General features: G+C 72.3%; 22 protein-coding genes and 2 pseudogenes. 16 read left to right on the top strand and 8 right to left on the bottom strand.

The genetic code is table 11. The features are described from left to right. Nucleotides 1–8: 8 nt before the first annotated feature. Nucleotides 9–810: pseudogene (gene trpC / locus ACQPZX_RS17015) on the top strand (indole-3-glycerol phosphate synthase TrpC); the annotation flags it as partial. Between the two features lie 55 nt (nt 811–865). Here the strand turns inward: trpC and ACQPZX_RS17010 are convergent. The 3 genes and pseudogenes from ACQPZX_RS17010 to ACQPZX_RS17000 form a co-directional block, all read right to left on the bottom strand. Beyond that, nucleotides 866–1,003: pseudogene (locus ACQPZX_RS17010) on the bottom strand (GNAT family N-acetyltransferase); the annotation flags it as partial. 593 nt (nt 1,004–1,596) lie between these two features. Further along, entirely contained in the window at nt 1,597–2,772 is a 1,176-nt protein-coding gene (locus tag ACQPZX_RS17005) for a HAMP domain-containing sensor histidine kinase (RefSeq protein ID WP_433381386.1), read from the bottom strand. Beyond that, entirely contained in the window at nt 2,769–3,416 is a 648-nt protein-coding gene (locus ACQPZX_RS17000) for a response regulator transcription factor (RefSeq protein WP_433381383.1), read from the bottom strand. Before ACQPZX_RS17000 ends, ACQPZX_RS17005 begins: the two co-directional genes overlap by 4 nt. An 86-nt stretch (nt 3,417–3,502) precedes the next feature. On the opposite strand from ACQPZX_RS17000, the gene ACQPZX_RS16995 reads away from it, so the two are divergent. From ACQPZX_RS16995 to ACQPZX_RS16965, 7 genes are all read left to right on the top strand, one after another. Continuing rightward, on the top strand, nt 3,503–4,129 hold the full coding sequence (locus ACQPZX_RS16995; protein WP_433381380.1) for a hypothetical protein: 627 nt from the start codon (nt 3,503–3,505) through the stop codon (nt 4,127–4,129). Then, on the top strand, nt 4,122–5,174 hold the full coding sequence (locus tag ACQPZX_RS16990; RefSeq protein ID WP_433381377.1) for a peptidoglycan-binding protein: 1,053 nt from the start codon (nt 4,122–4,124) through the stop codon (nt 5,172–5,174). The genes ACQPZX_RS16995 and ACQPZX_RS16990 overlap by 8 nt, the downstream gene beginning before the upstream one ends. After that, nucleotides 5,171–5,833 carry an ABC transporter ATP-binding protein gene (locus ACQPZX_RS16985; protein WP_433381374.1) on the top strand — a complete coding sequence of 221 codons (663 nt, stop codon included), beginning with the start codon at nt 5,171–5,173 and terminating at the stop codon, nt 5,831–5,833. The genes ACQPZX_RS16990 and ACQPZX_RS16985 overlap by 4 nt, the downstream gene beginning before the upstream one ends. Further along, nucleotides 5,830–7,014: an ABC transporter permease gene (locus ACQPZX_RS16980; protein WP_433381371.1), complete on the top strand. Its 1,185-nt coding sequence runs from the start codon at nt 5,830–5,832 to the stop codon at nt 7,012–7,014. The genes ACQPZX_RS16985 and ACQPZX_RS16980 overlap by 4 nt, the downstream gene beginning before the upstream one ends. A gap of 28 nt (nt 7,015–7,042) precedes the next feature. Then, nucleotides 7,043–7,675, top strand: coding sequence for a hypothetical protein (locus tag ACQPZX_RS16975; protein WP_433381368.1), 633 nt, complete (start codon nt 7,043–7,045; stop codon nt 7,673–7,675). 73 nt (nt 7,676–7,748) lie between these two features. Then, nucleotides 7,749–8,183 carry a nitroreductase/quinone reductase family protein gene (locus ACQPZX_RS16970; RefSeq protein ID WP_433381365.1) on the top strand — a complete coding sequence of 145 codons (435 nt, stop codon included), beginning with the start codon at nt 7,749–7,751 and terminating at the stop codon, nt 8,181–8,183. Nucleotides 8,184–8,328: 145 nt separating this feature from the next. Continuing rightward, on the top strand, nt 8,329–8,928 hold the full coding sequence (locus tag ACQPZX_RS16965; protein WP_433381362.1) for a hypothetical protein: 600 nt from the start codon (nt 8,329–8,331) through the stop codon (nt 8,926–8,928). Nucleotides 8,929–8,955: 27 nt separating this feature from the next. Here the strand turns inward: ACQPZX_RS16965 and ACQPZX_RS16960 are convergent, their stop codons facing one another. Further along, entirely contained in the window at nt 8,956–10,743 is a 1,788-nt protein-coding gene (locus ACQPZX_RS16960; protein ID WP_433385283.1) for an ABC transporter ATP-binding protein, read from the bottom strand. Nucleotides 10,744–10,927: 184 nt separating this feature from the next. Between ACQPZX_RS16960 and ACQPZX_RS16955 the strand changes: the two genes are divergently transcribed. From ACQPZX_RS16955 to ACQPZX_RS16930, 6 genes are all read left to right on the top strand, one after another. After that, on the top strand, nt 10,928–12,175 hold the full coding sequence (locus ACQPZX_RS16955) for an MFS transporter (protein WP_433381359.1): 1,248 nt from the start codon (nt 10,928–10,930) through the stop codon (nt 12,173–12,175). A gap of 18 nt (nt 12,176–12,193) precedes the next feature. Beyond that, on the top strand, nt 12,194–12,646 hold the full coding sequence (locus ACQPZX_RS16950; RefSeq protein ID WP_433381356.1) for a DUF6518 family protein: 453 nt from the start codon (nt 12,194–12,196) through the stop codon (nt 12,644–12,646). A 9-nt stretch (nt 12,647–12,655) separates the two neighbouring features. Beyond that, the gene (locus ACQPZX_RS16945; RefSeq protein ID WP_433381353.1) at nt 12,656–13,033 is read left to right on the top strand and encodes a nuclear transport factor 2 family protein; all 378 of its coding nucleotides are present in this window, start codon (nt 12,656–12,658) and stop codon (nt 13,031–13,033) included. A gap of 81 nt (nt 13,034–13,114) precedes the next feature. Further along, nucleotides 13,115–13,495 (top strand): hypothetical protein, encoded by a 381-nt coding sequence (locus ACQPZX_RS16940; RefSeq protein WP_433381350.1) that lies wholly within the window; start codon nt 13,115–13,117, stop codon nt 13,493–13,495. After that, nucleotides 13,492–13,692: a DUF6186 family protein gene (locus ACQPZX_RS16935; protein WP_433381347.1), complete on the top strand. Its 201-nt coding sequence runs from the start codon at nt 13,492–13,494 to the stop codon at nt 13,690–13,692. Before ACQPZX_RS16940 ends, ACQPZX_RS16935 begins: the two co-directional genes overlap by 4 nt. Nucleotides 13,693–13,745: 53 nt before the next feature. Then, nucleotides 13,746–14,144, top strand: a complete 399-nt coding sequence (locus ACQPZX_RS16930; protein ID WP_433381344.1) for a VOC family protein — start codon at nt 13,746–13,748, stop codon at nt 14,142–14,144. A gap of 11 nt (nt 14,145–14,155) precedes the next feature. On the opposite strand, the gene ACQPZX_RS16925 is transcribed toward ACQPZX_RS16930, so the two are convergent. Beyond that, entirely contained in the window at nt 14,156–15,004 is an 849-nt protein-coding gene (locus tag ACQPZX_RS16925) for an NAD(P)-binding domain-containing protein (RefSeq protein WP_433381341.1), read from the bottom strand. A 38-nt stretch (nt 15,005–15,042) separates the two neighbouring features. On the opposite strand from ACQPZX_RS16925, the gene ACQPZX_RS16920 reads away from it, so the two are divergent. Beyond that, nucleotides 15,043–15,777, top strand: a complete 735-nt coding sequence (locus ACQPZX_RS16920; protein ID WP_433381338.1) for an NUDIX hydrolase — start codon at nt 15,043–15,045, stop codon at nt 15,775–15,777. Nucleotides 15,778–15,817: 40 nt separating this feature from the next. On the opposite strand, the gene ACQPZX_RS16915 is transcribed toward ACQPZX_RS16920, so the two are convergent. After that, a complete protein-coding gene (locus tag ACQPZX_RS16915; protein ID WP_433381335.1) occupies nt 15,818–19,780 on the bottom strand; it encodes a discoidin domain-containing protein in 3,963 nt (1,320 codons plus the stop codon). A gap of 120 nt (nt 19,781–19,900) precedes the next feature. On the opposite strand from ACQPZX_RS16915, the gene ACQPZX_RS16910 reads away from it, so the two are divergent. Next, complete coding sequence (locus ACQPZX_RS16910) at nt 19,901–20,647, top strand: alpha/beta fold hydrolase (RefSeq protein ID WP_433381332.1); 747 nt, start codon at nt 19,901–19,903, stop codon at nt 20,645–20,647. Here ACQPZX_RS16910 and ACQPZX_RS16905 read toward each other — a convergent pair. Both ACQPZX_RS16905 and ACQPZX_RS16900 read right to left on the bottom strand, forming a co-directional pair. Further along, complete coding sequence (locus ACQPZX_RS16905; RefSeq protein WP_433381329.1) at nt 20,619–21,155, bottom strand: RICIN domain-containing protein; 537 nt, start codon at nt 21,153–21,155, stop codon at nt 20,619–20,621. The genes ACQPZX_RS16910 and ACQPZX_RS16905 overlap by 29 nt on opposite strands. 128 nt (nt 21,156–21,283) lie before the next feature. Further along, entirely contained in the window at nt 21,284–22,129 is an 846-nt protein-coding gene (locus ACQPZX_RS16900; RefSeq protein ID WP_433381326.1) for a GNAT family N-acetyltransferase, read from the bottom strand. Between the last annotated feature and the right edge of the window lie 101 nt (nt 22,130–22,230).

The following is a 22,230-nucleotide window of genomic DNA, read 5'->3' as shown; positions in this document are numbered from 1 at the left end:
TGACAACTGTGCTGGACGAGATCATGGCCGGCGTGCGCGAGGACGTGGCGAAGCGTGCGGCTCTGACGAGCCTCGACGAGATGGTGGCGCGGGCGTCGTCGTCGCCTCCCGCCCTCGACGCGTACGGCGTGCTGGCCCGCCCCGGCGTCTCGGTGATCGCGGAAGTGAAGCGCCGTTCGCCGTCGAAGGGCGACCTCGCGCCGATCGCCGATCCGGCCGCCCTCGCCGCGGACTATGCGGCCGGCGGCGCGACGTGGATCAGCGTGCTGACCGAGGAGCGCCGGTTCGGCGGTTCGTTGCAGGACCTCGCGATGGTCCGGCAGGCGGTCCGCATTCCGCTTCTGCGCAAGGATTTCCTGTACGGCGAGTATCAGGCCTACGAGGCGCGCGCGTGGGGCGCCGATGTGGCGCTGCTGATCGTCGCCGCCCTCGACCAGCCGACCCTGACCAGGCTGCGGGTCCTGCTCGAGGACGAGCTCGGCATGACCGCCCTGGTCGAGGTCCACGACGAGGAGGAGGTGTCCCGAGCGGTCGACGCCGGCGCCCGCGTGATCGGCGTGAACGCGCGCAACCTGCGCACCCTCGAGGTCGACCGCGCGGTCTTCGAGCGCCTGGCCCCGCTGCTGCCCTCGACGGTCCTCAAGGTGGCCGAGTCCGGCGTCCGCGGCCCCGGCGACCTGATCCGCTACCGCGAGGCCGGCGCCGACGCCGTCCTGGTCGGCGAGGGTCTCGTCACCACGGCCAGCCCCCGCGACGCCGCGGCCGCCCTGGTCGCCGCGGGCCGCTAGAAGGCGTACGCCTCGACCCGTCCCACCTCGGCGAAGCCGAGCCGCCGGTAGAGCGGCTCCCCCGCCGGGCTGGACTGCAGCATCGCCACGCGCAGCCCCCGGCGGCGCGCCACGTCGATCGCCGCGCTGGCCATCGCGGCGCCGATCCCGCGCCGCCGGTAGCCCTCCACGACCGTCACCACATAGAGCCCGGCCACCCCCGCCGCTTCCAGCATCGCCGCCGTTCCGGCGATCCGGTTGCCGATCCGCCCCTCGATCCGGGTGATGCGCCCGGTCATCGTCGCCTCGACGTCCCACACCGCCGCGACCTGCTCGCGCGGCATGCCGAAGCTCGACGTGTACGCCGCCACCCAGGCCCCGAGGTCGGTGGTCTCCCGGATCGTCACCCCGTCCGGCGCCGGCACCCGCGCCAGGTCGTCCACCGCCGCCGCCATGATCGGCGCCTCCGACGCACGCCGTCCGCCCAGCCCGTGCAGCAGCTCCCCGGTGTCCGCCGGTTCGTCCGGCCCGACCCACCACCGCCACGGCAGCCCGTCGAGCCGTTGCCGCGCCTCCGCGAGGATCGACGCGACGGGCCGCGCGTCCCGCCGCACCACCCCGTTGAGCTGCGGCTGCGGCAGCCCACTCCGGAAGATCACGGCGCCGTCCGGCTCGCCGCCCCACTCGAGCAGATAGGCGCGCCAATTGGCCAGCAGGTTTTCCACGGCCCAGAGGCTGCCAAAAAATCAAGCGCTCATCATCGTTTTGGTCAAAAGATCACATGAGGAAAAGCGATTTCCATAATTGCTTGGGCAAGCATTGCCGAAATCTATTGTGCGGCCGGCAGGCTGACCGTCACGGTCAGGCCGCCGTCGGGGCGGGCGCCCGCGATCGCGGTGCCGCCGTGGGCCGTGGCGATCGACGCGACGATCGCCAGCCCGAGGCCGAAGCCGCCGTCCCCGGTGCGGTCGTGCAGGCGGCGGAACGGCTCGAAGAGGCGGCCGACCGCCTCCGAAGCCACCACCGGGCCGGTGTTCGCGACGGTCAGCACGACCCGCTCCGCCTGGAGCCCGGTGCTGACCCAGACCGCACCGTCCGGCACGTTGTAGCGCAGCGCGTTGTCGACCAGGTTCGCCGCGAGCCGTTCCAGCAGGATCGGGTCGCCGCTGGTCGGTGCGGGCGCCAGCGCCGCGTGCACCCGCGGCGACGCGCGGCTGTCGCCGATGATGTCGATGGCGTCCTCGGTGACCGTGGCGAGGTCGACCTCCTCCCGGTCGACGTGGCCGCGGTCGGTGCGGGCGAGTGTGAGCAACGCGTCGATCAGCGCCTGCGCGTGCGCGACGGCGGCCCGGACGTCGCGGCCCATGCCGATCAGCTCCTCCGGGGTCGGCGCGGGCTTGGCCAGCACCACGTCCACGCTGGCGCGCATCACGGCCAGCGGGGTGCGCAGCTCGTGGCCGGCGTTGGCGATGAACCGCCGCTGACTCTCGAAGGCCGCCTCCAGCCGGTCCAGCATGTCGTCGAACGTGTCGGCCAGCTCCCGCAGCTCGTCGCGGGGGCCGGTCATCGCGAGCCGGTCGGTGAGCCGCTTGCCGGAGGCGTTCCGCGCCGCCTCGGTGATCTGGTGCACCGGGCGCAGCACCCGCCCGGCCACGATCCACCCCATGGCCGTGGCCAGCAGCGTGACGGCGAACAGCGTGCCGGCCGAGTACCGGAGCAGTTTGTCGAGGGTGGCCTCGCGCTGGGTGGTGGCGCCGGTCTCCAGGCCCTGCTCGTACGCGGCTTTGCATTTCTGAATCAGCGCGGGATCGGCCTCGGGATCGCCGGACGCCCGCGTGCAGCTGTCCGCGAACCCGGCCGGAACCGTGGTCTTGGGATCGGCCTGGGGAAAGTTCGCGGCCAGCAGGCCGTAGGTGAACGCCACCAGGATCACGCCGCAGGCCGCGAAGAGCCCGCTGTAAAGCAGCGTCAGGCGGGCCCGGACGGTCAGCCGGGGACGTCTCACATCCGGTACCCCCGTCCGACCACGGTCTCGATCAGCGGCGGCGTGCCGAGCTTGCGCCGCAACCGGGCCAGCGTCACCGACACGACGTTGCTGAACGGGTCGGCGTGCGCGTCCCACACGTGCTCCAGCAGCTCCTCGGCGCTGACCACCGCGCCGTCGGCGGCGATCAGCATCTCGAGCACCCCGAACTCCTTGCGGGTCAGCGACAGCGCGCGCCCGGCCCGGCTCGCCCGGTGCCGGGCCCGGTCGACGGTCAGGTCGCCGCGGCGCACCAGCGGCGGGGCGGAGGGCGCGCGGCGGGCCAGCGCCCGGACGCGGGCCACCAGCTCCGGGAACGCGAACGGCTTGCCCAGGTAGTCGTCGGCGCCCAGCTCGAGCCCGTCGACCCGGTCGTCGACCGACGTCGCCGCGGTGAGCAGCAGGATCCGGGCGTCCGCGCCGCCGGCCAGGGTGCGGCACACGTGGTCGCCGTGCACCACCGGCAGGTCGCGGTCCAGCACCACGACGTCGTAATCGGCGCCGGACGCGGCCGCCAGCGCGGCGGCGCCGTCGTGCACGACGTCCACCGCCATCCCCGCGTCGCGCAGCCCTTCGCCGACCCGCGCGGCCAGGGTGACGTGATCCTCGACCACCAGCACCCGCATGCCGACATTCTGCCCCCGGCGAGGTGACATCCGTCCAACATGGCGCGTAGCGCTGATGTCACCGCCGTCCCGATAGACCGATCCCCATGAGGAAAACTCTTCTGGTGGCCGCCGCGGTCAGTCTCGCCCTCGCGGCCTGCTCGAACGATCCCTCCACACCCACCGTCCCGCGGCTGCCCGGCGCCAGTGCAAGCGCGGCCCCACCGGGCGGAACCGACGAGAACCCCAACGCCGTCGCCGGGGACTCCAGCTCCGAGCGCCGCGCCAAGCTGCACGCCGCCGCCCAGTGCGTCCGCGAGCACGGCGCTCCCAACTACCAGGACCCGATCCTGACCTCGGACGGCTACGTCTACACCGACGAGGTGGCGCTGCGCAGCCTCGACGGCCCGCAACTGGACGCCTTGACAACGGCCTGCCAGCAGCTCATCCACGCGGCGAACTTCGCCATCCGCGACCAGGGACCTCCGCCGCCCGAGCTGATCCAGGCCGGCGTCCGGTCGGCCCAGTGCATGCGCCAGCACGGCCTGCCCAACTTCAAGGATCCGACCGTCGACAGCAACTTCGCGCCGGGCAAGGGCTTCGGCCTCGACCCCGAATCGGTGCCGCCGGGCGGCAAGGAGAACCCGACGCTGCGCCGGGCCATCGACGCGTGCCGGCAGGTCCTGGACGAGGAAGCCTCGCTGTCCAGCCTGGGAAACCTCGGCCATGCGTAGGCGGACGGTGCTCATCGGCGGGGCACTTCTGGCCGGATCGGCGGGCGCCGCGCTCGGCCTGCGCCGCGCTCCCGCCGCGCCGGCCGTGGCCGGGGTGCCGACCGGCACGGCGACCGTGCAGCGCACCGACCTGTCCACCACGACCGTCGTCCAGGGGTCCCTGGGCTACGCAGGCGCCTATCCGATCTACTGGCCGGGCGCCGGCGGCGTCGTGACCTGGCTGCCGCGGCCGGGCCAGGTGATCAGCCGCGGCGAACGGGTCCTCGCGGTGGACAACCGGCCGGTCCGGCTGCTCTACGGCGACCGGCCGGCATGGCGGGCGATGGCGCTCGGCGTCACCTCGGGGCCGGACGTGCGAGCCCTGGAGGCCAACCTGGTGGCGCTGGGCCACGCGGGTCCCACCGTCGACGGCCGCTTCACCCGGGCCACCGCCGCGGCCGTACGCCGATGGCAGCGCGCGACCCACCAGAGCGTCACCGGCCGGATCGAGCTCGGCGACGTCATCTTCCAGCCCGGCCGGCTGCGCGTCACCACCCTGGCCGCGCAGGTCGGCGGTCCGGTGGCCGGCGGGCCGCTGCTGTCCGCCACCTCCACCACCGTGGCGGTCACGCTCGCGATTCCGGTGACCGACAGCCACGTCGTCCACCTGCACGACGCCGTCACGGTCACCCTCCCGGCCGGCGAAACCGTGCCGGGCCGGGTCACCCAGCTGTCCACCGTCGCCACCGCGGCCAACCAGGAGGACATGGGCCGCGGCGAGCAGCTGCCCACGATCGCGGCCACGGTCACGCTCGCCCGCCAGGTCGCCGGGGCCGGCCTCGACCAGGCGCCGGTGGAGGTCCACGTCACCGACGCCTCGGCGAAGAACGTCCTGGCCGTCCCGATCACCGCCCTCGTCGCGCTGGCCGGCGGCGGTTACGGCGTCTATCTCCTGGACGGCGGCCGCCGGCTCGTCGGCGTCACGCCGGGCCTGTTTGCCGACACCCTCGTCGAGGTCTCGGGCGACGGCCTGCGCGAGGGCGCGATCGTGGAGGTCCCGGCATGATCACGCATGCTCTCGAGCTCTCCGCGGTCAGCAAGGTCTATCCGCCCCCGACCGCGGTCACCGCCCTCGACGGCATCGACCTCGTCGTCGAGTCCGGCGAGACGGTCGCCATCACCGGCGAGTCCGGCGCCGGCAAGTCCACGCTGCTGAGCATCCTCGGCACCCTCGAACGACCCACGGCCGGCACGGTCCGGATCGCCGGCACGGACACCTCGGCGCTGTCCGACGCGCAGCTCTCCGAGGTGCGCGCGACCCACCTCGGCTTCGTCTTCCAGCAGTTCTTCCTCCTCGAGCACCTCAGCGTGCTCGACAACGTCGCGACCGGCCTGCTGTATCGGGGGGTGCCGGCCCGGATCCGGCGCTCGCGGGCCGCCGAGGCGCTGGACGAGGTGGGTCTCGCGGGCCGCATCGGCCACCGCGCCGGTCAGCTCTCCGGCGGCGAGCGGCAGCGCGTCGCCATCGCCCGCGCGATCGTCGGGCGGCCGGCCGTGCTGCTGGCCGACGAGCCCACCGGCAACCTCGACTCGGCCACCGGCGCCGAGATCACGTCGCTGCTCTCCGGGCTGGCCGGCACCGTCGTGCTGATCACCCACAACCCCGACGTGGCCGCCGCGATGCGCCGCCGGGTGCACCTGCGCGACGGGCGGATCGTCCGATGAGCGCCCGGCTGCGCCTGCCCGACGCGGTCGCCGTGGCCACCGCCGGGCTGCGGGCCCGCCGTACGCGTACGTCATTGTCCGCTCTTGGCATCGCCATCGCCGTCGCCGCCGTCGTCGCCGTGCTCGGCATCGCCGAGTCGGCGAAGGCCGACCTGCTCACCCAGCTCGGCGAGCAGGGCAATCTGCTCACGGTCGCCTCGGCGGAATCGGTCAACGGCCGCACGGTCTCGCTGCCGGTCACCGCCGCGCCGATGATCGCCCGCATCCCACCGGTGCGCACGGTGACCGCCGTCGGATCGGTCGACAACATCGCCGTCCGCCGCAGCCGGGCCATCCCCAAGGAGCAGACCGGCGGCATGAACGTGCTGGCCACCCAGGCCTCGCTGCCGACGACCATGTCGGCGCACATGCTGCTCGGCCGCTTCCTCGACGCGACCGCCGAGCGCTATCCGGTGGTGGTGCTCGGGTACGAGGCGGCGAAGATCCTCGGCATCGCGTCGCTCGCCGTGCCGACCCCCATCCTGCTGGGCGACCACTGGTTCACCGTCGCCGGCGTGCTCGCGCCCGTCGCGGTCGCCCCCGAGATCGACGTCGCCGCGCTGATCAGCTTCGGACAGGCGGCCCAGGTCTTCGGCCGCACCGCCGGCCCGAGCCGCATCTATCTGCGCGCCGACCCCGACCAGGTCGCCGACGTGGCCGCCGTGCTCACCGCCACCACGGTCCCCGACGGGAAGGACGACGTGCAGGTACGCCACCCGTCCGACCTGCTGGTCGCCCGGATCGCCGCGAAGGGCGCGTTCGTCGGCCTGTTCCTCGGCCTGGGCGGGATCGCGCTGCTCATCGCCGGCGTCGGCGTCGCCAACATCATGGTGATCTCGGTGCTGGAACGCCGCGGCGAGATCGGCCTGCGCCGTGCGCTGGGCGCCCGCCGCGGGCACGTGGCCGCCCAGTTCCTGCTCGAGTCGACGCTCCTGACGGCGATCGGCGGCGTCCTCGGCGTCGGCCTCGGCGTCCTGGCGACCGCGATCGCGGCCCGGCTCGGCGGCGACCCGGTCGCCATCCCGCCGGAGGCGCCCCTGGCCGGCCTGGCGGCCGCCCTGCTCGTCGGCGCCTTGGCGGGGTGGTACCCGGCGCTGCGGGCCGCTCGGCTGTCCCCCGTGGAGGCGCTACGCACCCTCTGAATCCCGCCGGCCTGTACCCTGCCTCGCTGTGGGCATGCATTTCGGACTGCTGGCGGCCTCGGCGACCCAGCAACAACTCCTCGCCGAGCTGGAACGCCACACGGGCGATTTCCGGCTCGGCGACGAGGCGGCGGCTCCGTTCGAGGTGGGGCTGGCGAGCGACGACGACGGATGGGTGACGGCGATCGGCGAGCGGGACGGCCGGTCGTTCCTGCTCGACACGTCGTATGTCCTGTCCGACTCCCCCGACATGATCATTTCCATGTCCGAGCGGCTCGGCGTCGTGGTCGGCGGCGGCGCCGAGACAGTGTCCGGCTCCTACTACCTGACCGTGGCGCGCGACGGCGACCTGCTGCGTCACGTGTTCGTCCTGCATGCCGGCATGACCCGCGGCATGGCGATCGGCGATCCTCTTCCCACCGAAGCCGAGCACCCCGTCGAGGACCCGGACGGCGACGGCCTCTTCGCCGTTCTCCAGTGGCTGGATCTCGACGCCTCCGCATGGCTGGAGTCGGGTCCGGCCCACAGCCTGCGATACAGCGGAACGCGGAGGCCCGAGGGCGGCCGGGCCGAGCAGATCAGGTCGGAACACTACCGGCGGCACGCCCGGCCGGAGGGCGAGTGGCTCTCCGAGATCCAAGCCGTCGAACGCGAGGCCTAGACAACGCGCGGCCGATTCCTTTGGCGTACCGCGGCGGTCAGTACTCCGAGTCTCATCAGAGCCAAGGAGAGCCATGCCTGACGTGCCATCCGACGAGGAGTTCCGGAGCTACAACGAAGGCGTCATCACCGAGTTCCGCGCCAACCACGGCACCGTCAGCCGGCCGCCGTTCCCGATCCTGCTGCTGACCACGACCGGGGCGCGGACGGGACGGCAAACGACCGTGCCGCTCGGCTTCGGAGTCGACGACGAGGGCCGGGTGTTCGTGGTCGGCTCGAAGGCGGGCGCCCCCCACCATCCGTCCTGGTTCCACAACCTGCGAGCCAATCCGGCCGTGACGGTCGAGCTCGGCGGCAGCTCCTACCAGGCCCGGGCCGTCGTCACGACCGGCGAGCTACGCGAACGGCTCTACCGCAGGGTTTCCGACGGCACCTCCGCCTACGAGCAGAACACCAGTCGGGCCTTCCCGGTCATCCTTCTCGAAGGCGTGCCCTCGCCGCGCCGGTAGGGCGGCCGCTACTCTCCGCTCGGCGGGAAGGCGGCGGGAAGGCGGCAGGAAGGCGGCTGGGGATATGGATTCACGGCTTCGGGTTGCGGTCGATGCCAGCGTCGGATGGTACGAAGACCTCTGCGCCCTGCATGGGGTCGATTCGATGTTGGCTGACGGGCTGTGGAGCGCGCTCAGCACGCCGCCGCCGCTGCATTCGGACGCGGTGGTCGTCGAGCCCGCGGTGACCGCGGATCAGGTCCTCGCGCGCCTCGACGGCCGGGATCGCGGCGGGGTCAAGGACAGCTTCGCGACCATGGACCTCTCCGGTGCGGGCATGGAGCTGCTGTTCGCGGCCGCCTGGATCCACCGCGAGCCCGAGCAGGACCGGCGGCGACCGGAAGCGCCGACCAGCTGGGTCGCGGTGACCAGCGTCGGCGAGCTGGCCGAGTGGACCAGCCGGCACGACACCCGCGACGTTCTGTTGCCGCCGCTGCTGCGGCGCGCACATTTCCGCATCCTGGCCCGGTACGCCGGCGATCGCATCGTGGCCGGCGCGGTCGCCCGGCTGGGCAGCGGCGCCGTCGACGTTTCGAACGTGTACGCCGTACCCGGTCATCGTGTCGATTGGGCGGAGCTGGCGGACGCTGTCGGCGCGTTCTTCCCGGGGCGCCCGCTTGTCGGCTACGAGCGCGGCGAGGCGCTGGAGGCCGCGCTGGACGGCGGTTTCGCCCCGGTCGGCGATCTGCGCGTGTGGGTCCGGTAAGGCGTCCGTCAGCGGACAGCGACGGCATTACGCCTGGTAGCCCGAGGCCTGCAAGGTGAACAACTCGGCGTACCGCCCGCCGGCCGCCATCAGGTCGGCGTGCCGGCCGGCCTCGACCAGCGCGCCCTCGTGCATCACGTAGATCCGGTCGGCGTGGATGATGTTGGCCAGCCGGTGGGTGATCAGGATGGTGGTCTTGCGGCCCTGGCGGCCGCGCAGCGCCTGGAACAGCGCGTCCTCGGCGCGCGGGTCGAGCGCCGACGACGGCTCGTCCATGATCAGCAGGTCGGCGTCGCGGTAGAAGCCACGGGCCGCGGTGATCCGCTGCCATTGGCCGCCGGACAGGTCCTGGCCGTCCTTGAAGGTGCGGTCGAGGAGCGTGTCGTAGCCGTGCGGCAGCTCCATGATCATGTCGTGCGCGGCGGCCAGGCCGGCCGCCGTCTCGATGCGGGGGCTGTCCGCGTCGGCGCCGACGTCGCCCATCGCGATGTTGGTGGCGGCGCTGAACGGCCATTTGTGATGGTCCTGCAGCACCACCGCGATCTGCCGTTGGAGCACAGCGGCGTCCCAGTCGGCGAGCGGTCGGCCGTTCCAGGTGATCTGGCCGCCGGTTGGCCTGCGGAGCCCGGCGATCATCGCGGCCAGGGTGGACTTGCCCGAGCCGTTCTCGCCGACCAGCGCGATCGTCTGCCCGGCCCGCAGGGTCAGCGACAACTCGTCCACCGCCGGCCGGTCCCGGTCGGGGTACCTCAGCGACACCCGGTCCACACCCAGTTCCAGGAACCCGTCCGGGGCCGGACCCGAGGCCGCCACCCGGCGGAACGACGTGGCCGCGCCGAGGAACTTCACGTACTCGTTGAAGAACTGGCCGCTCGCGTACACCCGGTCGATCTGGAACGTCAGCAACGACAGCGCCCGCTGGGCGGCCTGCACCGCCACCACGCAGGTCGCCGCCGCGGCCAGGGGGATCTGCCCGTCCAGCAGCAGCACCCCGAGCAGCACATACACCCCGGTCAGCGCGATACCACCGACCGCCGCGCCGATGCTGGTGGTGGTCGTGACCCGCCGTGCCACCGCGAGCTCCACGGCGATCTGCGCGCCCATGACGCGGTCGTAGAGACCGAGAAGAAATTCCCGCAATCCGTACGAGCGCAGCTCGGCGGCCGATTTCCGCTCGGCCATCAGCGTCTGCAGGACCCATTGGCGACGGCGCCGGGTCGAGCTGGCCAGGTAGCTCTTGAACTTCTCATGGCCGGCCCGCAGCGCGGCGTACCCGGTCGGCACGGTCGCCACCAGCAGTGCGATCAGCAGCAGCGGGTTGATCGTCACCACCGCCACCGTGACCGCGAGCAGCGAAACCACCCCGGCGAACAGGTTCATGGTGTCCTGAACGAGCTCGATCGCGGCCTCGGTGCCCCGGGTCGCCCGCTCCATGCCCTCCGCGAACGCCTCGTCGTCGTACGCGGCCAGCTCGACCGCCGTGGTGTGCTCGAACAGCTGCCGCTCGACGGCCTGGTGGACCCTCGGCGTGAGCCCGTTCAACGCGTACCCGACGGCCATGCCCAGCCCACCACGGATCGCCGTCGCGGCAGCCAGAAAGACCAACGCCGGCAAGGCGGCTCTGACCCGGTCGGGCGTCGGGCCGCCCGCGAACAGCTCGATCAGCACACGCTGCGTCGCCAGCAGGCCGAACGCGGCCATCGCCCCCGAGACGAGGGTCGCCGCCGTCGCGGTGCCCGTGCGCCACCGGTCGGCACGCCACGCCACCCGCACCGCCTTGGCCACCAGGCCGGGCAGCGAGGTGAACACGCCCATCAGGCCGGTCTCGGCGCGGGCCCGCAGACCCGTCTCCCACCACGACGGCCGGAACTCCGGCAATACCGGATCCCGCAAAAGAACCACCCCCGGGCATTGACTTGTCCAATTACTCTGCCCCGCCGGCATCCCCAACACGTAGACCTTTCAACGGCCTACCAGACGGCGAGAGGGGTACACGGGGATGCTGGTGTCGTGGCGGCCTCTGGCCGGGTTGCTGGTCGCGCAGACCGGCGCGGTCACCGCCAACCGGATCCTGCTGGTCGCTCTGCCCTGGCTGGTGCTGACCGCGACCGGCAGCCCCGCGCAGACCGGGCTGGTCGCGTTCTGCCAGGTCCTGCCGTTCGTCGTGATCCAGGCCCTGACCGGCCCGATCCTCGACCGGGTCAGCCCGCGCCGGGTCAGCACCGCCGGCGACCTGACCTCCGCCGCCGCGATCGTGATCCTCACGCTGCCCGGCGACCGTCCGTTGTGGCTGCTCATGGCCGTCGCCGCCCTGATCGGCGCGGCCGACGGCCCGGCCACCGCGGCCAAGGCCATCCTGCTGCCGACCGCGACCACCACCGCCGGCCAGCCCCTCGAGCGCGGCGCCGGCCTGGCGACCGCCGCCGAGCGCACCGCCACCGCGGCCGGTCCCGCCCTCGCCGGGCTGCTGATCGCCGCGTACGGGGTCCACGCCGCCCTGTGGTCGGCGATCGCGACCCTGATCCTGGCCGCCGCGGTCCTGCCCGCGATGACCGAGGCCACCACCTATCCGCCGGCCACCGGCGACGCGTACGTGGCCCGCCTGCGCCACGGCGCGGCGTTCCTGCGCGGCGACTCCTCGCTGCGCGCGATCGTCACGATGATCGTCATCACCAACTTCGCCGACCAGGCGTTCCTCACGGTCCTGCTGCCGGTCTGGGCCCGCAGCACCGGCCACGGCGCCGCCCTGGTCGGCCTGGCCATCAGCGGCTTCGCCACCGCCTCGATCGGCACCGCGCTGGTGGCCGCCTGGATCGGCCACCGCCTGCCGCGACGGATCACCTACCTGGTCGGCTTCGTCACCAGCGGCGTCTCCCGCATCGTCGCGCTGGCCGCCGGCCTGCCGCCCGACATCGTCCTGATCGTCTTCACCATCGCCGGCCTCGGCTCCGGCCTGGTCAACCCGATCATCAGCACGCTCACCTACGAGCGGATTCCGCCCGAGCTGCTGGGCCGCGTGCAGACCCTGATCACCGCGTGGGCGTGGTCCGGCATCCCCTTCGGCGGCCTGGCCGGCGCCGCCATCCTCGCCGCCACCGGCCTCACCACGTCCCTGTGGGCCTGCAGCGTCGCGTATCTGATCGCCGTCGTCCGCCCCGGCTGGCGTGTCCAATGGCACACGCCCGCCGTGACACCCACCACCTTGCCCGCACCGCACCGCCACGAGCCCTGCACGGAGGCCGCCTGATGGTTGATCATGGATCCCATGCGCGGGCTCAGGCTGTTGGGGGCGGCCCTGGCCGGCCTGCACACGCGTTCGCTGCCGCGCGGCGCCCTCCTGGGCCTGGCCACGACGGCAACTGCCCTGTGCGGCTTCTACCTCGTGGTCGCCCTCATCACCGACGACCCGCACGTGCTGTGGTCAAACCGTCGTTGGTTGCTCTCCGGAGCGGTCAGCGGTCCGCTTTTCGGCGCTTTTGGTGCTTTCGTACGCCGTCGCGCGCCGGACTTTCGTCGTGTCACCGCCCTCGTCGCCGGCATCCTGCTGGCGCTGGAGCCGATCGTGATCTTCTCGGCCCGCGTCGTCCCGGGCTGGCGCCACGTCATCCACTGGACCCTCGACCCTGGACCGTATGTCGCCGAGGCTGTGCTGGGCCTGCTGGTGCTCTTCTTCGCGTGGCGGCGCGTCCGGCTAAGCCCGAACGACCAGCATCGATAGCATGGCCCGATGGATTCGGAGGACGAGGTCCGCGCGCTGTCGGCGGCGTGGGATCAGGCGCTTGTCGCCAACGACCCGGAACGGGTGGCGGCGTTCATGACCGACGACTGGGTCTACGTCGGCCCGGACGGCCCGACTTCCAAGTCGGACATCATCGGCTGGATCGCGTCCCGACGCCTGCGGCACGACCGCATGACAACGGCAGGCCCGCAGCATGTGGTCCGTGTCGGCGGCATGATCGCTCTGACCGCGCGCAAGACCAGCGCCGGCGCCTGGGAGGGCAACCCGTACACCGCGGATGAGTGGATCACCGAGGTCTACGTCCCGGCGGGCGACAGTTGGCGTTGCGCGCTCAGCCAGAAGACGCCGGCCGCGTCCGGTCCTTAGCCCAACCGGAAGGCGACATCTTCCACGACCTCACCGGCGAAGGCGTCGCCGTTCTGCGCGACCGGGGTTGACAATGCGGGAGTGGAACCGGCCTCGCTCAACGCGCGCCGCCGCGCCGCGGTCATCGCCGCCGTCGTCGCGTACGCGCTGGTGGCGGCCCTGTGCCGCCCCTTGACCACACCCGCCCTCGCCGCCGTCCTTCTGGTCGGGGCGCCACTGTTCCTGGTCGGCGTGCTCCGCCGGCCGCGGCGCGCCGAACCGGCCGGTCGCCGTTCGGCCGGCGTGTGGCTGGGCTTGGGCGTGCTGGCCTGCCTGTTCGAGCTCGGCGTATGGCTCGGGCCCGACGACGTCGCGCACCCCACCCTGAGCACCCTCGCCGACCCCGCGCTGAACACCTACCCGGGCCGGGTCATCGGGTATGTGCTCTGGATCGGCGCCGGACTGTGGCTGGTGACCCGATGACCCCACGCGCCGCCATCATCACGGGCTTCGCCACGATCCTGGTTCTGCTGATCGCCACCGACCTGCTCGCACGACGACCGGGATCACGCGTACGGCCGCTGCCCGCCACCCTGACCGCGGCGCTGAACTCGCGCGCCGGGCGCGTGGTCGTCCTCGCCGCCTGGCTCTGGCTGGGCTGGCATCTCCTGGCCAGATAGCCGCGTTAGGCTCGCGATGCGAGCCGAGACTTCCGAACCGGAAGGGAGTGCCGATGGCCACGGTCAGCGTTCGGTACATCGTCGACGACGTCGATGCCGCCATCGCCTTCTACTGCCAGCAGCTTGATTTCCACGAGGACATGCACCCGGCGCCGTCGTTCGCCATGCTCTCCCGCGGCGACCTGAGGCTGGTGCTCAGCGCCCCGGGCGGCGGCCCGGGTGGCGGGCAGGCGATGCCGGACGGCACCCGCCCCGCGCCCGGCGGCTGGAACCGATTCCAGCTCGAGGTCGCCGACCTGGACTCCTTGGTGGCGACGCTGCAGCGGCATGGCGTGCACTTCCGCAACACCATCGTCGAGGGTGTCGGGGGCCGGCAGATCCTGGTCGAGGATCCCTCCGGCAACCCGGTCGAGCTCTTCGAGCCGGTATTGCCCGAGGCCCGCCTCTCGTAGGGGGTCTCGTTTCAGGACCGCAGGCCGTCGGCGACCTGGCGGGCGGTGACGTCGCGCGTGAGGTCTTCGGGCCGGCCGTCCGCGAGGGGCTGATCGGCGACGTCGGCCCAGATCTCGGCGAACGCTTCGAAAAGCGCCGGCGTCAAGCCTGCCCCGGCCTGGGCGCCGGCGATTTCCCGCATCTCGGCGACGTAGCGATGGGCCTTGGTCGCGGCCAGGGCCACCTCGTACGGCGTTCCGTGGCCGTCGCCGAGATCGGCCATGACCGGCTCGAGGACGCCGTACGCCGCGGCCGACCTGATCGCCTGCGTCATCAGGCCCATCAATCCCTTGTAGACGGAAGCGGTGGACATCTTCACCGCGCTGGCGGCCCCGGCCCGCTCGCCGACCACCACCGGGGTGGCGCGGGTCCACCGCAGCTCCGCGACCTCGGCGGCGCGAAGGCCGGAAAGGTACACCCTCGCTCCCGGCCGCACGGTCGGTGGCGGGCCGGAGATCGAGCCGTCCACGAAGTCGAAGCCGGCGGCGGCGAGCACCTCCGCGGCGGCGACGGCCGTGGTCGGGGACGTGGCGTTCAGGTCGGCGACCAGCGGACGCGCGGCAACGTCGGCGGCCAGCGCGGCGATCCCGGCGGCGGCGTCGAGGGCGGCGCCGGGCGGGGTGACCACGAGGATCACCTCGGCCTCGGCGAGCACGTCGGCCGGGTGGGCGGCGACGCGCAGGCCGGCCTCCTCCGCGAGGCGCGCCGTCCGGGCCGATCGGCCCGCCAGCGAGGTCACGACGTCATGGCCGCCCTCGCGCAGGGCCCACCCGAGCCCGGAACCCATGTGCCCGGCGCCAACCAAACCGATGGTCTTCATTCCCGGCAATCTAGTCCGGGTCGATTAGAGTCGTGGCGATGAGTGAGGACGTGTCGCCGCGGCGGCGGGACCGCATCTTCGTGCAGGTCACCGTGGACCTCGCGATTCTCACCGTGCGCGACGGGAGCCTGCAGATCCTGCTGATCCGGCGGGGCAACGAGCCTTACAAGGATCACCTCGCGCTGCCGGGCGGGTTCATCCGCGAGGGCGAGGGTCTGCTCGAGGCCGCCCACCGCGAGCTGAACGAGGAGACCGGCATCGACAGTGCCCTGCCGCACCTGACGGAGCTCGGCGCCTACGGCCACCCGGATCGCGACCCGCGCGGGCGGATCATCAGCGTGGCGTTCCTGGCGATCGCGCCGAACCTGCCGTCGCCGGTGGCGGGGTCGGACGCGGTCGGCGCGCGGTGGATGCCGGTCGAGTCGGCGCTGGCCGATCGCACGTTTCTCGCCTTCGACCACTACGAGATCGCGACCGACGCGGTGGAGCGGGCGCGGACCATGCTGGAGCAGACGATGCTCGCGCCGGTCTTCTGCGCGCCGGAGTTCACCATGGGTGAGCTGCGCGAGGTCTACGAGGTGGTGTGGGGCATCCCGCTGGATCCCCGCAACTTCAGCCGCAAGGTGAAGAACACGCCGGAGTTCGTGAAGGAGACCGGCAACAAGCGCAGCCCGGCGATCGGCCGCCCGGCGATCCTCTACACGGCCGCCTCCCCCAGCGACACCACGCTCTACCCGGCGATGCTCCGCCACACGATGCGGGAGACCGAGTGAGGGGCGCTGCCCGGAGGGTGGCTCCGGGCAGCGCCCCACCTCACCCCGTGACCCGGCCGGCGTTGTACGCCTCCGCGGTCACGTGCACGCCCCGGCAGCCGTTCAGCCGGGACGGCCAGGACACGGTCACCCGGCGTGATTCACCGGGCAGCAACCAGAAGTAGTTGTCGTCGTAGCGCGCGGGCAGAACGCGATCGCCGTTCTCGTCACGCAACGCGAGGCGCACCAGGGCCGCGACCGCCGGGCCACGGTTGGTGACGGCCGCGCTGATCGCGCTGCCGCCGGCTCTGCCCGACGACAAACCCAATCTCGTACGGGTCATCGCGGTCAGCGCCCGCATGTCGGTGTCCTTCTCGTACCGCCAGTAGGTGTTCTCCGAGAGGACGTGTCCCCCGGCGTCGCGCAGCTCCAGGCGTACGAGATGAAGAGGGTGACCCACCGGCGCCGCGAGCGAGAACGCGGGTCTGGTCGCCGAAGGCGCGACCTCGACGCGCTGCCGCAGGGTGGTGCCCAGCTGGCGGCCGGCGAGGTCGTAGTGGCGGGCCGTGATGTCGCCGGCCAGCGGCGTCGTCGTGTGGTTGACCGCGCGGACCTGCCACGTCGCGGGATCGGCCTGCACATGGCGCGGTTCGCAGGCCTTGCGCGAGCCGTAGTAGGCGCCGTTCACGTCGAGGTCGTAGTCGTAGGTCTGCCACACCGTGCTGTACCAGGCCGGATGCGACATCCACAGCAGCAGCGCGGTGGCGTCGTCCCAGAGGTTCGCGTTCCAGGCCTCGAACATCGCCCGGTGCGACTCGTAATTAACAAACTGGGCACGGGCCGCGAACTGCTCCAGCGACGCCGACTCGCCGAGGCGCGCGTCGATGGCCGCCCGGTACGTGTCGGTGCGCTGGTTTCCGCGTTCCGACCAGTCGTGGTAGTTCCAGACCGCCGAGATCGGCCAGCCGGGCTCGTCGCCGACCAGGTTGCGCATGGTCTCCACGTGCGGGATCACCGGCATACCGATCTCGGTGTGGAAGCCGAACGCCTGGGTGTCGTAGGTGTTCTTGTCGTTGTAGGTGGCCGGGTCGATCCACCGGTAGGGGCCGTGTCCGCTGACGATCCAGCCGGCCGAGTTCTGGATGTAGAGGACCTCGGGGTCCTCGGTCTCGACCGCCTGCTTGAGCCCGGCGTCGACGATCGGCGGCGGGAAGGCCTCGTTCGCACCGCACCACACGACGATGCTCGGGTGGTGGCGGAAACGGCGGATAACTTCGCCGGCGATGTCGACGTATCCGGGCGGGTTCGGCTGGAAGCCGCCGGCCTGCCAGAAGTCGTTCCAGACCAGGATCCCGTTCTCGTCGCAGGCCGCGTAGAGCTCGTCGCGGTTGCTGCTGCCGAGCCAGTTACGGATCATCGTGAAGTTCATGTCGCGGTGCATCGCCACGGTCTCGGCGGTGCGGTGCGCCGGCACCCGGCGCAGCAGCTCGTCCCAGCCCCAGTTGCCGCCGCGCACGAAGACCGGCACGTTGTTGACGCTGATTCGCAGCTGCCGGATCGAGTTGTCCACAGCCTTCACGTCGGTCCAGTCGTCGCCGTCGTCCGACACCTGGATCCGGTAGGCGCGCGCGTAGGCCTGCTCCCAGGCGATCGCGACCCGGTCGAAGGTCACGCCGTCCCCGAGGTCGACCCGCAGCCACTCCCCGTCCTGATAACGCGAGGACCACCGGGTACGGGGGTTGCCGTCCACCGCGTTCGAGCCGGGATTCCCGTCGTCGCCGGACGTGGCGACCGGCCTCCGCAGCGCCAGATCGGGCCCGCCGTCGCCGTTGCCGACCGTCAGCGTCCACAACGAAATGCCCCACTCGGTGGCGCGCCGGTCACCGACGATCCGCACGTAGCGTGAGCTCTGCGGCGCGAACGTCTCCACCTGCAGGCCGGTGTCGCCGATCGGGGTCTCGTTGCTGACCGCCTTGACGTCGGTGAACGGCCCGTCCGGCGCCGAGGCGATCTGAATGCGGTAGTCCAGCGCGTAGGCAGTCTCCCACGCGATGGTGACCTGGTCGAACTCCTTGTCGGCGCCGAGGTCGACCTGGATCCACTCGTTGTCCTGATACCGGGACGACCAGCGGGAGCCGGGGTTGCCGTCGACCGCCTGCGTGGCGGGACTGCCGTCGTCGCCGCTGGCCGTGACCGGCTGGCGCAGGGCCAGGTCGGCGCCGGTCGCGCCGTCGGCGATCGAGAGCGACCACATCGAGATGCCCCAGCCGGTCGCGCGCTGCCCGCCCTGGATCCGCACGTAGCGGGCCTTCTGCCGGGCGAAGGTGACGTTCTGGATCGCGACGTTGCCGTCGAAGACCAGCGGCGGCTGCGGCGGCGGGGAGATCACGACCGGGGCATCCCAGTCGTACGAGAACTCGCGGATCCCGAATCGGGTGGCGCGCTCGTCGCTGCGCTTGCCGGCGACGCTCGCGGTCAGCGTCAGGTCGTACAGGTTGGGGTCGCCGTAGCCGTTGGGCCACCAGAGCCGGGGCTTGCGCACGGTGACGGGGTCGAAGGCGACGGTCACCGATTGTCCGGGCGCGACGGTAGCCGTACGCGTCAGCCTGGTTTTGTCGAAGGATGCCTGGACGGTGACCGTGGCCGGGGTGGCGCCGGCGTTGCGCACGGGCACGGCGATGGTGACCGTGGCGGTGTCGCGGGACGGCACCTTGGTGGTGATGTGCGGGTCGCCGATGACCGCGACGCCGGTGCTGCGCAAGCGGATGTGATCCCAGATTCCGGCCACCCGGTCGCGGACGGCGGGCATCCAGTCCCAGCCGGAGGCGGCGAGGTAGGTGGGCGAGTCCAGATGCAGATGTCCACTCTGGACGAAAGTGTTGCCGTCAGGGCCCTTGTCGCCCGGTGTGCCGGGGTGCGGCATCGGGGTCACCTTGACCGCGATGGCGTGGTCCTTCTTGCCGCGGAGGGCCTCGGTGATGTCGAAGGCGGCCCGCGCGAAGGGGTGAACGACGGTTCCCACCTCGGCGCCGTTGACCCAGGCGATCGCCGCGTGGTTGACGCCGTCGAGCTCGAGCCACACGTGTTCCCTCAGCGCGAAGCCCTTGGGGAGGCGGAGCTCGCGGCGGTACCACCAGGCGTGGCGGGAGAGGGCCTCGGGGATGTGCAGGTTGGCGAAGCCGGCCACCGGATCGGGAAGGTGTCCCTGGTCGACGAGGGTGGCGAGGACGGTGCCCGGGACGGTGGCGGGCAGCCAGTCTCGGACGTCGACGTCGTCGCCGATCGGGTTCTGCGTGAAGTCGTCGAGCGTCAGCGACCAGCCGGACTCCAGCGGGACGGTGCCGTCGCCGGCCACGGTCAGCGCGGGGGCGGGACGGGTGTTGCGGCCGGCCCAGTCGGTCCAGCCGGTGCGGTGCGGGCGGCGCGCGGGCGGGGTCCCGTACACCTGGAAGCCGTTGAGGCCCACCGGGTTCGTGGTGCTGCGGCGGGTGACGCCGAGCCGGACCCAGCGGGCGGTGACCGCCTGCTCGAGGGTGATCGCCTGCACGCCGCCGGCGCCGGCGGACTCCTCGTGGACCTTCTGCCAGCTCCGGCCGTCGGTGGAGATCTCCAACGCGTACGCCGTGGCGGCGCTGGACCGGATCTCGGTGCCGTCGGTCTCGCCGTAGTTGCCGTTGAACGCGGGATCGGCGGCGGTGGCCTCGAAGGTCAGGGTCACCGCCTCCACCCGGCAGGGCGCCTCGAGATCGACCGAGATCCACTGGGCGTCGCCGGGCGCGGCGCGCCAGCCCGAGCCGCGCACGCCCGGCTGGGCCAGCCCGTCGACGGCGAACTCGGCCGGGGTCGGTGCGTAGTCGGTGGACGAGACGGCGACCGGGCGGTAGAGGGCGAGGTCGGTCTTGTCCGACGGCGCCGCCGCCGCGGCCGGGGCGCCCGGCAGGGTGGCGCCGACGCCGATCGAGGCCAGCAGGGTGGCGCCGGTGGAGAGGAACGTCCGCCGGGACATGGGGAGCGGCTCAGGCATCAATGCCTCCAGAAGTGACAACGTTGTCAGGCTTCCGGCACGTATCGAAAAAATCAAGACTTGAAATGTAAGTTGATCTCACAGAAACTGCGCGACGCCGCCGGATGGCAGACTCCGGGCATGGACACGGCGTTGCGGGTGACCGGCGGCGGCGAGGACGAGCCGCTGCTGCTGCTGTTGCACGGGCTGGGCGCAACCGGCGACGTGTGGGCCGGGTGGGCGCCGGTGCTCGCGAGCCGGTGGCCCGGCCGCTGGCTGGCGCCGGACCTCCCCGGTCACGGCGGGTCGGCGGCGCTGCCGGAGTACACGTTCGACGCTCTCGCGGAGGCGGTGAGCCCGCTCGTCTCGCGGCCGGGAAGCACCGTCGTGCTGGGCCATTCGCTCGGCGGGGTGGTCGCCCTGGCCCTGGCCGCTCGCTTGCCGATGGCCGGGGTGGTCGGCCTCGGCATCAAGGTTACCTGGAGCGATGAGGAGCTCGGCCGCGCCCGGGCGCTGGCCGAGCGGCCGGTGACGTGGTTCGGCTCGCGCGACGAGGCCGTCGCCCGGCACCTGCGGGTGTCAGGCCTGGCCGGCCTGCTCGCCGACGACGACCCCGCGGTGCGGGCCGGCGTCCGCGAGCAGGACGGAAGGTGGCGGCTGGCGCTGGACCCGCGCGCTTTCGGCGTGGGCGCGCCCGACATGGCCGGGCTCGTGGCGCGGTCGGCGGCGCTGGTCACCCTGGCCCGGGGCGAGCACGACCCGATGAACACCGGCGAGCAGCTGGCGGAGCTGGGCGTACCAGTCGCCACGCTGGCCGGGCTCGGCCACAACGCCCACGTGGAGAGCCCGGACCAGGTGTTCAGTACAACCGTGACCAGGCCTGGTTAGGCGCCAGGTTGCAGGTGAACAGGATGACCGCGGCGCCGCGACCCCAGTCGGAGACGTCCAGGCACTCGCCCGGGTAGCGCACGTTCTCGAAGACCATCGCCCCCGGCTCCGAGCCGCGCTGCTTGAAGCGCTGCCCCGTGGTGCGGTCGCAATTCCACACCGTGAGCTGCTGGCCGTGCCCCGCCACCCCGTCGAGGCACTTGTTCACGCCGTTGTAGGTGTAGAAAATGTCGAACGTCCCGTTGCCGTAGCCCTTGTACAGCGTCCAGAACTGGTTGGCCCCGCCGTGGCACGGGTACATCTGCACCCACGGCCCGGCGCCCCAGTTGTAGGCGTCCAGGCACTTGCCGGCGGCGTCGGCGTCGAGGCTGCGGATGACCGGCACGGAGAAGGCGGCCGCTGCTCGGGCCGAGTCGGCCGGCACACTTGGCGGCGCGGCCGCCGCCGGCGTGGCGAAGGCGAGCGATCCGAGGATCGCCAGCGCGGCGAGGAACCGAGGAACACGCATGATGAAGCCCCCGTTCGTGACGCGGCGGGTGGGTTCCCGCCGTGTGGTCGCAGCGTGCGGGCAACCACTTCAAGCGGTCAACGAACGCGCCACCGGGCGAACGGATTTGCGGGTTCCCGCAACGGCCGTCACTTCGTACGGCGGAAGTCGGTGACGTCCGGAAGCTGCCGAAAACCCGCCGACACGTACGCGCCCACGCCACCGGCGTTGTCGCTAGGGGTACACACAGTCGCGCTGGACGACCCCATCTCCCGCAGGGCGGCGGCCGCGGCCAGGGTGATCGCCCGGCCGTACCCATGCCCGCGGTGATCGGGATGAACGCCGAGCGGCTCGAGCAGACCCGGCCGCCCTTCCCCCGCCGACCACACCGTCACCGCTGCGACCGCGGCGCCGTCACCGTCGTAACCGACCAGGCACCGGGCCCGGCGGTACGGCGGGGCGGCGGCCATCGCGCGCCAGCGCTCCAGGGTGAACGTCGAGGTCGGGAACATGGCCCGCCCCACCGCGACCCGATCGCCGACGTTGTGCCCGCCGACGACCTCGACCCGGAGCCCGCCGTCCGGCACCGGCTCGGTCAGCTCGCGAGCCAACGGGGTCCACGCCTCATCGGCCACCCAGCCGCTGCGACGCAGGAGATCGCGAAAGGCATCCCCGAAACGAGCCTCGACGGCCCGCACCGGATCCGCCAGGCCGGCCAGCACGCTGGCGGCGAACGCGGCGTCGCCGCCGACGCTCGGGGCGATACCCATGCGGATCAGCCCCGCTTTGTCGTCCACCATGCCGACGGCCAGGATCTCCCCGCCACGGCGCCACACCCGGACGGCGCCGGCCAGCGCCGGGGCGCCATGGCTCCAGTTCCATCCCAGGTCACCAGGGTGAAGCTGCACCGGCCCGCCGGTGTGCTGCCAGCCCGCCACCGCCTCGACGACCTCGCCCAGAGATTCCGGCGTCGCACGCTCCATCGAGATCGACATACGCCGACCCCATCACACCCCAGCGCCAGCGCAACCGGTTTTCACCCCGATTCCCGGCCTGGCCCGACCACCCGGCCGTCATCCAGCAATCCGCCGCGATA

The organism is Actinoplanes sp. CA-142083 (genome assembly GCF_050942195.1).
Classification (GTDB): Bacteria; Actinomycetota; Actinomycetes; order Mycobacteriales; family Micromonosporaceae; genus Actinoplanes.
This window is presented reverse-complemented; position numbering and strand designations above follow the sequence as displayed.

Excerpts from the sequence above, each read along its gene's own strand:
- ACQPZX_RS16985 (WP_433381374.1), top strand. The coding sequence starts at position 5,171 with ATGATCACGCATGCTCTCGAGCTCTCCGCGGTCAGCAAGGTCTATCCG.
- ACQPZX_RS16995 (WP_433381380.1), top strand. The coding sequence starts at position 3,503 with ATGAGGAAAACTCTTCTGGTGGCCGCCGCGGTCAGTCTCGCCCTCGCG.
- ACQPZX_RS16990 (WP_433381377.1), top strand. The coding sequence starts at position 4,122 with ATGCGTAGGCGGACGGTGCTCATCGGCGGGGCACTTCTGGCCGGATCG.
- ACQPZX_RS16925 (WP_433381341.1), bottom strand. The coding sequence starts at position 15,004 with ATGAAGACCATCGGTTTGGTTGGCGCCGGGCACATGGGTTCCGGGCTC.
- ACQPZX_RS16935 (WP_433381347.1), top strand. The coding sequence starts at position 13,492 with ATGACCCCACGCGCCGCCATCATCACGGGCTTCGCCACGATCCTGGTT.
- ACQPZX_RS16960 (WP_433385283.1), bottom strand. The coding sequence starts at position 10,743 with ATGGGCGTGTTCACCTCGCTGCCCGGCCTGGTGGCCAAGGCGGTGCGG.
- ACQPZX_RS16910 (WP_433381332.1), top strand. The coding sequence starts at position 19,901 with ATGGACACGGCGTTGCGGGTGACCGGCGGCGGCGAGGACGAGCCGCTG.
- ACQPZX_RS17000 (WP_433381383.1), bottom strand. The coding sequence starts at position 3,416 with ATGCGGGTGCTGGTGGTCGAGGATCACGTCACCCTGGCCGCGCGGGTC.
- ACQPZX_RS16905 (WP_433381329.1), bottom strand. The coding sequence starts at position 21,155 with ATGCGTGTTCCTCGGTTCCTCGCCGCGCTGGCGATCCTCGGATCGCTC.
- ACQPZX_RS16900 (WP_433381326.1), bottom strand. The coding sequence starts at position 22,129 with ATGTCGATCTCGATGGAGCGTGCGACGCCGGAATCTCTGGGCGAGGTC.
- ACQPZX_RS16945 (WP_433381353.1), top strand. The coding sequence starts at position 12,656 with ATGGATTCGGAGGACGAGGTCCGCGCGCTGTCGGCGGCGTGGGATCAG.
- ACQPZX_RS16930 (WP_433381344.1), top strand. The coding sequence starts at position 13,746 with ATGGCCACGGTCAGCGTTCGGTACATCGTCGACGACGTCGATGCCGCC.
- ACQPZX_RS16915 (WP_433381335.1), bottom strand. The coding sequence starts at position 19,780 with ATGCCTGAGCCGCTCCCCATGTCCCGGCGGACGTTCCTCTCCACCGGC.
- ACQPZX_RS16980 (WP_433381371.1), top strand. The coding sequence starts at position 5,830 with ATGAGCGCCCGGCTGCGCCTGCCCGACGCGGTCGCCGTGGCCACCGCC.
- ACQPZX_RS16965 (WP_433381362.1), top strand. The coding sequence starts at position 8,329 with ATGTTGGCTGACGGGCTGTGGAGCGCGCTCAGCACGCCGCCGCCGCTG.
- ACQPZX_RS16970 (WP_433381365.1), top strand. The coding sequence starts at position 7,749 with ATGCCTGACGTGCCATCCGACGAGGAGTTCCGGAGCTACAACGAAGGC.
- ACQPZX_RS16920 (WP_433381338.1), top strand. The coding sequence starts at position 15,043 with ATGAGTGAGGACGTGTCGCCGCGGCGGCGGGACCGCATCTTCGTGCAG.
- ACQPZX_RS16950 (WP_433381356.1), top strand. The coding sequence starts at position 12,194 with ATGCGCGGGCTCAGGCTGTTGGGGGCGGCCCTGGCCGGCCTGCACACG.
- ACQPZX_RS16955 (WP_433381359.1), top strand. The coding sequence starts at position 10,928 with ATGCTGGTGTCGTGGCGGCCTCTGGCCGGGTTGCTGGTCGCGCAGACC.